The sequence below is a fragment of the Streptomyces sp. CNH189 genome, assembly GCF_000527195.1.
This window is the reverse complement of sequence record NZ_AZUS01000009.1, coordinates 229,670-243,607: the sequence shown is the minus strand read 5'-3', so window position 1 is coordinate 243,607 and position 13,938 is coordinate 229,670. Positions and strand designations below refer to the sequence as shown.

Genomic DNA, 13,938 nt, shown 5'->3' with positions numbered 1-13,938 from the left:
GTACCCGGGGGTGTGTCCCGTGCACACGTCCGGCCTGCACATGTCCTTCACGAACGGCGCCGGCGCGGCCCCGCACCGGCATGCCGCCCGCCCACCGCCGGCCGGCGCTCCCGCCCCCGGCCCGGACCAGGGGCGGGCGTCCGCGTCAGCCCCCGTACGCCCCCGACGCCGTCAGGCGCAGGGCCGTGTCGATGAGCGGGACGTGGCTGAAGGCCTGCGGGAAGTTGCCCACCTGGCGCTGCAGGCGCGGGTCCCACTCCTCTGCCAGCAGACCGAGGTCGTTGCGCAGCGAGAGCAGCTTCTCGAACAGCTTCCGCGCCTCGTCCACCCGGCCGATCATCGCCAGGTCGTCGGCCATCCAGAACGAGCAGGCGAGGAACGCGCCCTCGTCGCCCGGCAGGCCGTCCACGCCCTCGTCCACGCCCTCGGTCGGGTAGCGCAGGATGAAGCCGTCGGAGGTGGACAGCTCGCGCTGGATCGCCTCGACGGTGCCGATGACCCGCTTGTCGTCCGGCGGCAGGAAACCCACCTGGGGGATCAGCAGCAGCGCCGCGTCCAGCTCCTTGGAGCCGTAGGACTGCGTGAACGTGTTGCGTTCCTTGTCGTAGCCCTTCTCGCACACGTCCCGGTGGATGTCGTCGCGCAGGTGCTTCCACTCCTCCAGCGGGCCGTCGGCGTCGCCGGACTCGATGAGCTTGATGGTGCGGTCGACGGCGACCCAGGCCATCACCTTGGAGTGCACGAAGTGGCGGCGCGGGCCGCGCACCTCCCAGATGCCCTCGTCCGGCTCCTGCCAGTGCTTCTCCAGGTACTGGATCAGCTTGAGCTGGAGCAGCGAGGCGTAATCGTTGCGCGCGAGACCGGTCATGTGGGCCAGGTGCAGGGCCTCGGTGACCTCGCCGTACACGTCCAGCTGGAGCTGGTGCGCCGCGCCGTTGCCCACCCGGACGGGCGCCGACGTCTCGTAGCCGGGCAGCCAGTCCAGCTCCGCCTCGCCGAGCTCGCGCTCGCCGGCGATGCCGTACATGATCTGCAGGTTCTCCGGGTCGCCCGCCACCGCGCGCAGCAGCCACTCGCGCCAGGCGCGGGCCTCCTCGCGGTAGCCGGTGCGCAGCAGCGAGGACAGGGTGATCGCCGCGTCCCGCAGCCAGGTGTAGCGGTAGTCCCAGTTGCGGACGCCGCCGATGTCCTCGGGCAGCGAGGTGGTGGGCGCGGCGACGATGCCGCCGGTCGGGGCGTACGTCAGCGCCTTGAGCGTGATCAGGGAGCGGATCACGGCCTCGCGGTAAGGACCGTGGTACGTACAGTGCTCGACCCACTCGCGCCAGAAGTCCTCGGTGGCCTCCAGGGACTGCTCCGGCTCCGGCAGCGCCGGGGGCTGCTTGTGGGACGGTTCCCAGGAGATGGCGAAGGCGACCCGGTCACCCGGCGCGACGGTGAAGTCCGAGTACGTGGTCAGATCCTCGCCGTAGGTCTCGGCGGACGTGTCGAACCACACGGAGTCCGGGCCGGCCACGGCGACCGTACGGCCCTCGTGGCGGTGCACCCAGGGCACCACACGGCCGTAGGAGAAGCGCATCCGCAGCGCCGAGCGCATGGGGACCCGGCCCGAGACGCCCTCCACGATGCGGATCAGCTGCGGGGCGCCGTCGCGCGGGGGCATGAAATCCGTCACGCGGACCGTGCCGCGGTTGGTCTCCCACTCGGATTCCAGGATCAGGGAGTCGCCCCGGTAGCGCCGCCGGGTCGCCGCGGGCGGCTCCGCGTCGTCGGCGTGCGCGGGACCCAGCCGCCAGAAGCCGTGTTCCTCGGTTCCCAGCAGCCCGGCGAAGATGGCGTGCGAGTCGAAGCGCGGCAGGCACAGCCAGTCGACCGTGCCGTCCCGGCAGACCAGCGCTGCGGTCTGCATGTCTCCGATGAGTGCGTAGTCTTCGATGCGCCCGGCCACGTGCATCTCCAGTCGAACGGCCACGTCACCCCGCAAGGGGGCTGTCGCTAGTGCGGTCAAGGGGGGGTCTTGCAATGCGTCGTTGAGCTGTGAAGCAAAGCAGTCGCTCAGCCGTGAATGCAAAGCGCCAATCTTTACTCAACGAACTGCCGAGCTCACGTTGTTCCGGAACTTACGGGCGGGGGTGGTGCCGTTCGGCCGGCCGGGCTCGGCAGCGAGTGTCCGAGCAGGATACGACGCACGTAGATGATCTGTGTGCCGCTCGCGACAACGCGCCTCCGCCGAACGAGTGGCCCACGGGTGAGGGTCCCGTGTGTGATACATGCTGCGTGCCGCCTTGTGCGCGGAGCGTGGCCGTCAGCCGTTCCCCCGCGGCGCTGATACGCTGGTAGCCCGTGGACCGGTGGGCGAGAAACCCCGGAACCGCACCCACAGACCGCGACCACGGGAGCCCCCTCTTGGCCATGCCGCCCGCTGCTTTCCGAAACAGCACAGCTTCGACGACCAAGCACATCTTCGTCACCGGGGGTGTCGCCTCCTCTCTCGGCAAGGGTCTGACCGCCTCCAGCCTCGGCATGCTGCTCAAGGCCCGCGGTCTGCGCGTCGTGATGCAGAAGCTCGATCCGTACCTCAACGTCGACCCCGGCACGATGAACCCCTTCCAGCACGGTGAGGTGTTCGTCACCAACGACGGCGCCGAGACCGACCTGGACATCGGCCACTACGAGCGCTTCCTCGACCGCGACCTGGACGGCTCCGCCAACGTCACCACGGGCCAGGTCTACTCCACGGTCATCGCCAAGGAGCGGCGCGGCGAGTACCTGGGCGACACCGTGCAGGTCATCCCGCACATCACCAACGAGATCAAGCACCGCATCCGGCGCATGGCGACCGACGAGGTCGACGTCGTGATCACCGAGGTCGGCGGCACGGTCGGCGACATCGAGTCGCTGCCCTTCCTGGAGACGGTCCGCCAGGTGCGGCACGAGGTCGGCCGCGACAACGTGTTCGTGGTCCACATCTCTCTCCTGCCCTACATCGGCCCCTCCGGTGAGCTGAAGACCAAGCCGACCCAGCACTCGGTGGCGGCGCTGCGCAACATCGGTATCCAGCCGGACGCCATCGTGCTGCGCTGCGACCGCGAGGTGCCCACCGCGATCAAGCGCAAGATCTCGCTGATGTGCGACGTCGACGAGGCCGCCGTGGTCGCCTGCCCCGACGCCCGCTCCATCTACGACATCCCGAAGACCGTGCACGGCGAGGGCCTGGACGCCTATGTGGTCCGCAAGCTGGACCTGCCCTTCCGTGACGTCGACTGGACGACCTGGGACGACCTGCTGGACCGGGTCCACAACCCCGACCACGAGATCACCCTGGCCCTGGTCGGCAAGTACATCGACCTGCCGGACGCCTACCTGTCGGTCACCGAGGCGCTGCGCGCCGGCGGCTTCGCCAACAAGGCCCGCGTGAAGATCAAGTGGGTCACCTCCGACGACTGCAAGACCCCGACGGGCGCCCAGGCGCAGCTCGGTGACGTCGACGGCATCTGCATCCCCGGCGGCTTCGGCGACCGCGGTGTGCTGGGCAAGGTCGGCGCGATCAAGTTCGCCCGCGAGAACGGCATCCCGCTGCTGGGCCTCTGCCTCGGCCTGCAGTGCATCGTGATCGAGGCCGCGCGGAGCCTGGCGGACATCTCCGACGCCAACTCCACCGAGTTCGACCCGGCCACCTCCCACCCGGTGATCTCCACCATGGCCGAGCAGCTCGACATCGTCGCCGGTGAGGGCGACATGGGCGGCACCATGCGGCTCGGCATGTACCCGGCCAAGCTGGCCGAGGGCTCCATCGTGCGCGAGGTGTACGACGGCAAGGAGTACGTCGAGGAGCGTCACCGGCACCGCTACGAGGTGAACAACGCCTACCGCGCGGAGCTGGAGAAGAAGGCGGGCCTGGTTTTCTCCGGCACCTCGCCCGACGGCAAGCTCGTCGAGTACGTCGAGTACCCGCGTGACGTCCACCCCTACCTGGTCGCCACCCAGGCGCACCCGGAGCTGCGGTCGCGTCCGACCCGCCCGCACCCGCTCTTCGCCGGACTGGTGAAGGCCGCGGTCGAGCGGAAGATCTCGAAGTAACACGCCCAGTTGTACGGTTGCCGGGGTGCGAATCTTCAACGGTTCGCGCCCCGGCTGCTTTTCCGCAGGCCATGGCAGGACCGCTTCACTTCGGAAGGACAGGCATGACGATCAAGGACACTCCGGAGGAGTGGGAGATCCGCGGGACGAAGACCCCCTTCACGGGCAAGAAGACGTCCGTCCGCACGGACGAGGTCGTCATGCCCGGGGGCGCCGTGGTCAGCCGCGACTACCAGGTCCACCCGGGTTCCGTGGCCGTCCTCGCCCTCGACGACGCAGACCGGGTCGTGGTGCTGCGCCAGTACCGGCACCCGGTGCGCCAGAAGCTGTGGGAGATCCCGGCCGGCCTGCTCGACGTCCCCGGCGAGAACCCGCTGCACGCCGCCCAGCGCGAGCTGTACGAGGAGGCGCACGTCAAGGCGGAGGACTGGCGGGTGCTGGCCGACGTCTACACGACGCCCGGCGGCTGCGACGAGGCCGTACGGATCTTCCTGGCCCGCGGGTTGTCGGAGGCCGAGGGTGACCGCTTCGCGGTGGAGGACGAGGAGGCCGACATGGAGCTGTCCCGGGTCCCCGTCGACGAGCTGGTGCGCGGGGTGCTGGCCGGTGACCTGCACAACAACTGCCTGGTGGTGGGCGCGCTGTCCCTGGTCGCCGCCCGCGCCGGTGACGGCCTGGACGCCCTGCGTCCGGCGGAGGCGCCGTGGCCGGCCCGGCCGTTCGAGGCGTGACGCCGTCCGGCGGCTGAAGCCAGTCGGATACGTCGCCGTCCGGGGGCTGCGGCCCGTCGTGGCACGTGGCCGTCCGAGGCCGGACGTCAGGCGGGGCAAGGACCGTCCGGGGGCTGAAGCACGTCGGGGCGTGACGACGTCCGAGGGCTCGTCGAGCCCACGCGACGTGAAGCCGTCCCCCGCGACTCGCACCCGTAGGGGGTGTAACTCCTACGATCTGTTGATCCGATCGAGGGAGTCTCGTCCTCCGCGCCGCGCTCCTCACGGTACGTCGCAGAGCGTGAACTAGGCTCTGGAAAACGCCCGAACCGGAGACCCGGCGGGCTTGCGCGTGCGGTGGGACGGGAGTGTGGCCCGTGACGGATCAGGCGGTGGACCCGGACGGTGTGCGGCTCCCTCGGGACGCTGCCCCGGAAGGTCGATTCCTCGGCCGTACCAGGGAGTTGAAGGAGCTGCTCGCCGACATCGAGCGAGCCGGACTCGACACCCTCTCCGGCCGCAAGGCCCCCCGCGCACGGGTGCTCCTCATCGCGGGCCGGCCCGGCTCCGGCCGGTCGGCCCTCGCCGAGGAACTGGTCCGCCGGGTCACCGGCCGTTACCCCGACGGGGTACTGCGCCTCCGGCTCAGCGACCCCGACGGCACGCCCGTACCGGTCGGGCGCGCCGCACGCGAACTGCTCGAGGCGCTGGACGAGCCCGCTCCCGCCGGCGCCCCCGAGGACGAACTCGGGGAGGCGCTGCGCGCCGCCCTGGCCGACCGCCGCGCGGTGCTGCTGCTCGACGACGCCGCCGATGCCGGACAGGTCGACGCCCTGCTCCCGGACAACCCCGACTGCCTCGCCGTCACCGTCTCCTCGGGCCCGCTCACCGGTATCGCCGACGTCCGCCCCTGCACCCTGGGCGGCCTCGACACCAAGTCCGGCGTGGAACTGCTGTCGCGGTTCACCGGTTCCGTGCGCATCACCGTCGACCCGCGCGCCGCCGAGCGCCTCGCCGAGCAGTGCCAGGGTCAGCCCGCCGCGCTGGTGCTGGCCGGCGGCTGGCTCGCGGCCCGGCCCAAGGCCGCCGTCGCCGACCTCGCCAAGCAGCTGCACACCGATCCCGGTGCCGAGCCCGTCGTCGCCCGGCTGCTGCGCCTGGTGCACGACTCGCTGCCACAGGCCGCCGCTCGCACCCTGCGCCTGCTCGCCCTCGCCCCGGCCGGACTGGCCGACCCGCACACCGCCGCCGCGCTCACCGGCTGCTCGGTGGAGGCCGCCCACACCACCCTGGACGACTTCGCCGCCCACGGCCTGCTGCACTCGGTGGGGTCCTCCGTGCCGCAGTACCGGGTACCCGGCTGCCTGCACGGCGAGCTGGGCCGGCTCGCCGCCGACCACGAGCGGCCCGCCGAGCTGCAGCTGGCCCGCGCCCGCATGCTGGAGCGCACCGTGCGCCTGTTCCAGTCCTGCCGCGCGATCACCGAGACCGACAGCCCCGAGGCCCGCGAGAAACTCCTCGCCCTGCCGCCCCCGCTGCGCTTTTCCGCCCCCCGCGCCGCCGCCGACTGGCTGCGGCTGCGCAGGCCCGCCCTGCTGGCCAGCGCCCGGCTCGCGGTCGCCGACGGGGAGCTGGACACCCTGGCCCGGCGGCTGATGTCCCAGCTGGTGCGGGCCATGGTCGCCCACTTCGGCACCCGGGCCGCCGCCGGCGACCTCTACGACATCCACAACCTGGTCCTCGACGTGGCCGAGCGCCGGAACCTCCCCCGCGAGCGCGCCGCCGCCCTGCTGAACCTCGGTGACCTCGACGCGCGGACCGGGCGTACGGCGGAGGCGCTGGTGCGGTACCGGGCAGCGCTGGACGCCGGACGCGAGGCGAACGACCCGTACGCCACCGGACGCGCGATGGAATCCGTAGGCGGCGCGCACCTGGACCGCGGGGACTACGACCGGGCGGCGGACTGGTTCGGCCGCGCCCTCGCCGAGCGGCTGGCCCGGGGCGAGGGCCCCGAGGCCGCCCGGCTCTACGGACGTATCGGCGCCGCCCACACCTACGCGGGCCGCTACGGCGAGGCGCTGCGCGACTGGCGCGCGGCCGTCGCAGGGCACCGCCGGGACGGCGACGTGGCCGCGCAGGCGCGGGCGTTGAGCGAACTGGCCCGGGTGCAGGAGTACGCGGGCCGGCTGGAGGAGTCGCTGCGCACCTGCCGGGAGGCCGTGGAGTGGGCGCGCCGGGCCGAGGACACCCGGCTTCAGGCCGCGCTGCACCTGCGTCTGGCCGACTCCTTCGAGCGGCTCGGCGACTCCGCCTCCGCCGCGCTGCACCGCACCACGGCGGAGCACATGCTGGCCGAAGAGGCCCCGGAGAGCGACTCCGAGCCGGAACACGGCGCTAACGCCTGCGAAATCCGTGGCGCTTCCGCAGAAGATTGATGCAATGGAAGGCTAGACAGCAGGAACACCTTCATTAAACTGGCTCTGCCGCACCATCTCCTGCGGTCTCTCCCGGTGTGCCCGTGCGTGCCCGGGTATGTGTAGTGATATCCCCACATCCTCTGAGCCAAGGACCGTGATCCACGTGAAGGTCGGCATCCCCCGCGAGGTCAAGAACAACGAGTTCCGGGTGGCCATCACCCCCGCCGGCGTGCACGAGCTCGTGCGCCACGGCCACCAGGTCGTCATCGAGCGCGGCGCCGGTGTCGGCTCCTCGATCCCGGACGGCGAGTACATCGCCGCGGGCGGGCAGATCCTGGACACCGCCGACGAGGTCTGGGCCGCCGCCGACCTGCTGCTGAAGGTCAAGGAGCCGGTCGCGGAGGAGTACCACCGCCTGCGCAAGGACCAGACCCTCTTCACCTACCTGCACCTGGCCGCGTCCAAGGAGTGCACGGACGCCCTCCTGGAGTCCGGCACCACCGCCATCGCCTACGAGACCGTCGAGCTGCCCAGCCGGGCGCTGCCGCTGCTCGCCCCGATGTCCGAGGTCGCGGGCCGGCTGTCCACCCAGGTCGGCGCCTACCACCTGATGCGCGCCCACGGCGGACGCGGGGTGCTGCCCGGCGGCGTCCCCGGTGTGCTGGCCGGCCGCGCGGTCGTCATCGGCGCCGGCGTCTCCGGCTGGAACGCCGCGCAGATCGCCATCGGCATGGGCTTCCACGTGACCCTGCTCGACAAGGACATCAACAAGCTCAAGGAGGCCGACAAGGTCTTCGGTACGCGCATCCAGACCGTCGTCTCCAACGCCTTCGAGCTGGAGAAGGCCTGCCTGGAGGCCGACCTCGTGATCGGCGCGGTGCTGGTCCCCGGCGCCAAGGCGCCGAAGCTGGTCACCAACGAGCTGGTCTCCCGGATGAAGGCCGGAAGTGTCCTTGTCGACATCGCGATCGACCAGGGCGGCTGCTTCGAGGACTCCCGTCCGACGACGCACGCCGAGCCGACCTTCAAGGTCCACGAGTCGGTCTTCTACTGCGTCGCCAACATGCCCGGCGCGGTGCCCAACACCTCGACCTACGCGCTCACCAACGCCACGCTGCCGTACATCGTCGAACTCGCCAACCGCGGCTGGGTGGAGGCGCTGCGCCGGGACCCGGCGCTCGCCAAGGGCCTCAACACGCATGACGGCAAGGTCGTTTACCGCGAGGTCGCCGAGGCGCACGGACTGGAGCACGTGGAGCTCGCCTCGCTGCTCGGCTGATCCGTCCGGGACGGTAAGTCGACCAAGTCACGGACCCGCAAAGGCGATACGTCAACATCGGACGTCAACGCCTCGCACCAGGCCGGACCTTGCCCGCCAAGGTCCGGCCGGATGTGTGTATGGTCACGTCCTGGTTCAGGGGCAACTCGCCTCGAACGTAACCGTTCTACCGATTCGCACACCCGTGAAACCTGCCGTGCGACGGCCGTACGCCCTTGACAGAGGGGTGTTTCATTACCGACACATCGTGCCGGGTCCGGCGGATTGTGTTGCTGCGGACGGCCGACACGCCATAGAGTCGCCAACCGTCGGCATGGTGCCACGCTGACCTGTCTAGAAGTTTCCTGGTCACCAAGGAGGTAAGACGACTTGTGAATGAGTCGACATTTACTCCCGGGGGTGGTCAACCAGGAATGCCTGCGCCGGGCCAGGGGTCCGCGGGATTCGCTGCTGTCGGCTCCGTCGCTGTGCGCACCTTCGCAGCCCACCAGAGTCACGCAACTCCAGGAGTGACTCGCCCAGCACACCAGAGCATGGATGGCCATCACGTGAACGCCATGGCCGGCGACGGAAGTGGCGCGCCCCACAACCATTTCGCCGACTACGACGAACTGCCCGAGGGGCACTTCTACGACCCCGACGCCGAGTACGAGCCCGATCCGGAGTACGCGGCCACGCTCGCGCCCGACGCGGCACGGCAGCGCCGTGAGCGCATCGGCCCGACCGGGCGCCCGCTGCCGTACTTCCCGATCCCCGGCCCGCTGACCGACCACGGACCCGCGAAGATCATCGCGATGTGCAACCAGAAGGGCGGCGTCGGCAAGACCACGTCGACCATCAACCTGGGTGCCGCGCTCGCGGAGTACGGACGCCGGGTGCTGCTCGTCGACTTCGACCCGCAGGGCGCGCTGTCGGTCGGACTCGGCGTCAACCCGATGGAACTCGACCTCACCGTCTACAACCTGCTCATGGAGCGGGGCATGGCGGCCGACGAGGTGCTGCTGAAGACCGCGGTCCCCAACATGGACCTGCTGCCCAGCAACATCGACCTGTCGGCGGCCGAGGTCCAGCTGGTGAGCGAGGTCGCGCGCGAGTCGACGCTGCAGCGGGCGCTGAAGCCGCTGATGGACGACTACGACTACATCGTCATCGACTGCCAGCCCTCGCTCGGTCTGCTCACGGTGAACGCGCTCACCGCGGCGCACAAGGTGATCGTGCCGCTGGAGTGCGAGTTCTTCGCGCTGCGCGGTGTGGCCCTGCTGACCGAGACGATCGAGAAGGTCCAGGAGCGGCTCAACCCGGAGCTGGAGCTCGACGGCATCCTCGCCACCATGTACGACTCGCGCACGGTGCACAGCCGTGAGGTGCTCGCGCGGGTGGTCGAGGCGTTCGACGACCACGTCTACCACACGGTCATCGGGCGCACGGTCCGCTTCCCGGAGACCACGGTCGCCGGTGAGCCGATCACCACGTACGCGTCCAACTCCGTCGGTGCCGCCGCCTATCGCCAGCTCGCCAGGGAGGTGCTCGCCCGGTGTCACGCCGAGTGAGTCTGCCGGGGGCCGACGAACTCTTCCGTACGACAGGGGGGATGGCGCTTCAGGCGTCCACCCCCAGGCGCGGCGGCGACGCCCGGGTCCCCGCTCCCGCGGGGGAGGGCGACGCTGCCGCGGCCGCCCGCGAGGACGCGCCGCAGTCGGTGCCCGCGCAGGGCGGCGACGGCGAGGGCGCGGAGCACGCCGCGGCCGACGTGGAACCGGCCGAGGCCGGGGAGTCCCGCAGCCGGGGCGCCGCGGGCGCCGGACGCCGCTCGACGGCGGCGCCGGACGGTGCGGCCGCCGCGGCCCCGCGCAAGCGGGGACGGGCCGCGGCACGGCGGCCCAGCGGACGTGAGCGGCACGACGAGAAGATCACCGTGTACGTGTCCGCGGAGGAGCTGATGGATCTGGAGCACGCCCGCCTCGTGCTGCGCGGTGAGCACGGTCTCGCCGTCGACCGCGGCCGGATCGTCCGCGAGGCGGTCGCGGTGGTCCTCGCGGACCTGGAGAGCCGGGGGGACGCCAGCATCCTCGTACGACGCCTGCGGGGACGGTAGCGGTAGCCTGCGGGGGCCATGACCTCGAACGACGCAGCCGCCTCCGCGCCCCGCCGCCGTGCCCTCGGCCGCGGCCCGGCCACCCCGGACGCCGCGGCCTCCCCCGCTGCGCGGGACGCTGCGTCCGAGGACGGGGCGGGCTCGCCCGCCCCGGCTGCCGCACAGGACACCCCCGCCGACGACGCGGCCGGATCGCCCCGGCCGCCGTCGGTCCCGGCCACCGAGCCCCACGACCGGGCAGCCCCCCACCCTGAGAGGGTTGCCGCGCACGGCGCCTCCGCCGACGGGCCGCGGGCGCCCGCCGGCACGGCTGTGGGTCCCGGGAGCCAGGACGCGCCGGGCGTGGCTGCCGACGCGCGGCAGGTGGCCGACGGCGGGGCCGCGACGCACCCGGCGCCGTCGGTTCCTGCTGCCGGGCCTGTCGACCCCGAGGCTGCCCGGCCGGAGCCGACCGTCGAGCGCGGTGCGCCCGGTGGCGCGGTCGTGGGCTCGGACCGTGCGGGCGCGCAGGGCGCCGACGTGGACGGCCCGACGCCCGCGGGTCCCGCTGTGCCCGCCGGGCGGGCGGGCTCCCGGCCCGAGGACGCTGCCGCCGACCGGATGGGCGTGCCCGCGTCGGGCGGGAGCGGCGTCGTGACGGAGGGGTCCGCCGAAGGACGGCGGGTGCCGCTCACGGGTGCTGCCGCGCCCGAGGAGGCCGCTTCGGGGCCGGGCGGTGTCGGGGAGGCCCACGGGGCGCCCGAGCGCGGTGCCGAGGGGGACACCGGTGACGGGCGGTTCAAGGTCCGGCTGGCCAACTTCGAGGGGCCGTTCGATCTGCTGTTGCAGCTGATCGCCAAGCACAAGCTGGACGTCACCGAGGTCGCGCTGTCCAAGGTGACCGACGAGTTCATGGCGCACATCCGGGCCCTGGGGCCGGACTGGGACCTCGACGAGACGACCGAGTTCCTCGTCGTGGCCGCCACCCTGCTCGACCTGAAGGCGGCGCGGCTGCTCCCCGCCGCCGAGGTGGAGGACGAGGCCGACCTCGCCCTGCTGGAGGCCCGCGACCTGCTGTTCGCCCGGCTGCTGCAGTACCGCGCGTACAAGCGGATCGCCGACATCTTCAGCCGGCGGCTCGACGACGAGGCCCGCCGCTTCCCCCGTACCGTCGGACTCGAACCGCACCACGCCGAGCTGCTGCCCGACGTGGTCATCAGCATCGGCCCCGAGGGCTTCGCCAGGCTGGCCGTCAAGGCCATGCAGCCCAAGCCCAGGCCGCAGGTGTACGTGGACCACATCCACGCCCCGCTGGTCAGCGTGCAGGAGCAGGCCGGGATCGTCGTCGAGCGGCTCAAGGAGCTCGGCGAGGCGAGCTTCCGGGACCTCGTCGAGGACACGGACGACACCCTGACCGTCGTGGCCCGCTTCCTCGCCCTGCTGGAGCTGTACCGGGAGAAGGCCGTCGCCCTCGACCAGGAGACCGCGCTGGGCGAGCTGACCGTGCGCTGGACCGGCGGCGACGGGGACGCCGTACCCGCGGTGACCGACGAGTTCGACCGGCCGCCCGAGCCGCCGCAGGAGGAGAGGACACCGTGAGCGAGGACACGAGCGGCGCCCCCGCCGGGACGGGCGGCGTCGCGGAGCTCGACCTGAAGCCCGCCCTGGAGGCCGTGCTGATGGTCGTGGACGAACCCGCGACCGAGGAGCACCTGGCGAAGATCCTGGAGCGCCCCAGGCGCCAGGTCGCCGGCGCCCTGGCCGAGCTGGCCGACGAGTACACCGTCCAGGGGCGCGGCTTCGAGCTGCGCCGGGTCGCCGGCGGCTGGCGTTTCTACACCCGTCCCGAGTACGCCGCGGCCGTCGAGGGCTTCGTCCTGGACGGGCAGCAGGCCCGGCTCACCCAGGCCGCTCTGGAGACCCTCGCGGTCGTCGCCTACCGGCAGCCGGTCAGCCGCAGCAGGGTCTCCGCGGTGCGCGGAGTCAACTGCGACGGCGTGATGCGGACCCTCCTGCAGCGGGGTCTGATCGAGGAGGCGGGCACGGAACCCGAAACAGGTGCGATCCTGTACACGACGACGAACTACTTCCTGGAGCGGATGGGCCTGCGCGGCCTGGACGAGCTCCCGGAGCTCGCGCCCTTCCTCCCGGAGGCGGAGGCGATCGAGGCCGAGACACTGGAAGGGGTCCCGTCGTTCGATCCGGATGCCCCGGATTCCGAGGACGCAGACGACAAGACGGAACTTTGATGCGAAGCAGCAGCGGCAGGAACAGCAGCGGAAACAACGGCGGGAGCCGTGGTGGCAACAGCGGCGGCCGCGGCGGGAGCGGCGGTGGCCGCGGTAACAACCGCGGCGCCGGCAACAACCGTGACGACCGGCAGGGCGGCCGTCCGAAGAAGCCGCGCCCGGAGGAGCGGCGCTACGACGTGGGCCCCGGCGCCTCCCAGGAGGGACCCAAGTCGGGCCGTGGGCCCGGGGCGCGCGGCGGCGCCAAGGGCGGGCCGAAGAAGCCCCTGCAGCGGGGCCGCTCGGTCCCGGCGACGTCCCGCGAGTACGAGGCGCGGGCCGAGGAGCGCAACCGGGAGCGGTACGCGGGCAGGAAGGACGTCAAGCTGCCCAAGACCTTCCCGGGCGCCGAGCAGGAGGGCGAGCGGCTGCAGAAGGTGCTCGCGCGGGCCGGCTACGGCTCCCGGAGGGCCTGCGAGGAACTGATCGAGCAGGCGCGCGTCGAGGTCAACGGCGAGATCGTGCTGGAGCAGGGCAAGCGGGTCGACCCGGAGAAGGACGAGGTCAAGGTCGACGGTCTGACCGTGGCCACGCAGTCGTACCAGTTCTTCTCGCTGAACAAGCCCGCCGGGGTCGTCTCCACGATGGAGGACCCGGACGGCCGCCAGTGCCTCGGCGACTACGTCACCAACCGGGAGACCCGGCTCTTCCACGTCGGCAGGCTCGACACCGAGACCGAGGGCGTCATCCTGCTCACCAACCACGGTGAGCTGGCGCACCGCCTGACCCACCCGCGGTACGGCGTGAAGAAGACCTACCTCGCGCACATCGTCGGGCCCATCCCGCGGGACCTGGGCAAGCGGCTCAAGGACGGCATCCAGCTGGAGGACGGCTACGCGCGCGCCGACCACTTCCGGGTGGTGGAGCAGACCGGCAAGAACTACCTCGTCGAGGTGACCCTGCACGAGGGCCGCAAGCACATCGTGCGCCGCATGCTCGCGGAGGCCGGTTTCCCGGTCGACAAGCTGGTGCGCACCGCCTTCGGGCCGATCACCCTGGGCGACCAGAAGTCGGGCTGGCTGCGGCGGCTGTCGAACACGGAGGTCGGGATGCTGATGCAGGAGGTCGACCTCTAGGGGCTTGTGCTCCC

The 13,938-nt window shown here is 71.8% G+C and carries 10 protein-coding genes; 9 read left to right on the top strand and 1 reads right to left on the bottom strand.

The annotated features are described in order from the left end of the window. Positions 1-145: 145 nt before the first annotated feature. A complete protein-coding gene (locus B100_RS0115205; RefSeq protein ID WP_024885301.1) occupies positions 146-1,948 on the bottom strand; it encodes a glycoside hydrolase family 15 protein in 1,803 nt (600 codons plus the stop codon). Between the two features lie 464 nt (positions 1,949-2,412). Between B100_RS0115205 and pyrG the strand changes: the two genes are divergently transcribed. From pyrG to B100_RS0115160, 9 genes are all read left to right on the top strand, one after another. Further along, positions 2,413-4,080 carry a CTP synthase gene (gene pyrG, locus B100_RS0115200; protein ID WP_024885300.1) on the top strand — a complete coding sequence of 556 codons (1,668 nt, stop codon included), beginning with the start codon at positions 2,413-2,415 and terminating at the stop codon, positions 4,078-4,080. A gap of 104 nt (positions 4,081-4,184) precedes the next feature. Beyond that, the gene (locus B100_RS0115195) at positions 4,185-4,811 is read left to right on the top strand and encodes an NUDIX domain-containing protein (RefSeq protein ID WP_024885299.1); all 627 of its coding nucleotides are present in this window, start codon (positions 4,185-4,187) and stop codon (positions 4,809-4,811) included. 356 nt (positions 4,812-5,167) lie between these two features. Next, positions 5,168-7,225, top strand: a complete 2,058-nt coding sequence (locus tag B100_RS0115190; RefSeq protein WP_024885298.1) for a tetratricopeptide repeat protein — start codon at positions 5,168-5,170, stop codon at positions 7,223-7,225. A 136-nt stretch (positions 7,226-7,361) separates the two neighbouring features. After that, positions 7,362-8,486, top strand: a complete 1,125-nt coding sequence (gene ald, locus B100_RS0115185; RefSeq protein ID WP_024885297.1) for an alanine dehydrogenase — start codon at positions 7,362-7,364, stop codon at positions 8,484-8,486. Positions 8,487-8,899: 413 nt separating this feature from the next. Further along, positions 8,900-10,036, top strand: coding sequence for a ParA family protein (locus B100_RS0115180; protein WP_078540927.1), 1,137 nt, complete (start codon positions 8,900-8,902; stop codon positions 10,034-10,036). A gap of 41 nt (positions 10,037-10,077) precedes the next feature. After that, on the top strand, positions 10,078-10,581 hold the full coding sequence (locus tag B100_RS0115175) for a hypothetical protein (RefSeq protein ID WP_051489997.1): 504 nt from the start codon (positions 10,078-10,080) through the stop codon (positions 10,579-10,581). 312 nt (positions 10,582-10,893) lie between these two features. Continuing rightward, positions 10,894-12,159 (top strand): segregation and condensation protein A, encoded by a 1,266-nt coding sequence (locus tag B100_RS0115170; protein ID WP_486585648.1) that lies wholly within the window; start codon positions 10,894-10,896, stop codon positions 12,157-12,159. After that, complete coding sequence (gene scpB, locus B100_RS0115165) at positions 12,156-12,809, top strand: SMC-Scp complex subunit ScpB (protein ID WP_024885294.1); 654 nt, start codon at positions 12,156-12,158, stop codon at positions 12,807-12,809. The genes B100_RS0115170 and scpB overlap by 4 nt, the downstream gene beginning before the upstream one ends. Beyond that, positions 12,809-13,924 carry a pseudouridine synthase gene (locus tag B100_RS0115160; protein ID WP_024885293.1) on the top strand — a complete coding sequence of 372 codons (1,116 nt, stop codon included), beginning with the start codon at positions 12,809-12,811 and terminating at the stop codon, positions 13,922-13,924. Before scpB ends, B100_RS0115160 begins: the two co-directional genes overlap by 1 nt. Positions 13,925-13,938: the final 14 nt, after the last annotated feature.

Bases quoted from the DNA above. Each gene is read 5' to 3' on its own strand.
- B100_RS0115160 (WP_024885293.1), top strand. From the start codon at position 12,809: ATGCGAAGCAGCAGCGGCAGGAACAGCAGCGGAAACAACGGCGGGAGC.
- B100_RS0115180 (WP_078540927.1), top strand. From the start codon at position 8,900: ATGCCTGCGCCGGGCCAGGGGTCCGCGGGATTCGCTGCTGTCGGCTCC.
- B100_RS0115195 (WP_024885299.1), top strand. From the start codon at position 4,185: ATGACGATCAAGGACACTCCGGAGGAGTGGGAGATCCGCGGGACGAAG.
- B100_RS0115175 (WP_051489997.1), top strand. From the start codon at position 10,078: ATGGCGCTTCAGGCGTCCACCCCCAGGCGCGGCGGCGACGCCCGGGTC.
- pyrG (WP_024885300.1), top strand. From the start codon at position 2,413: ATGCCGCCCGCTGCTTTCCGAAACAGCACAGCTTCGACGACCAAGCAC.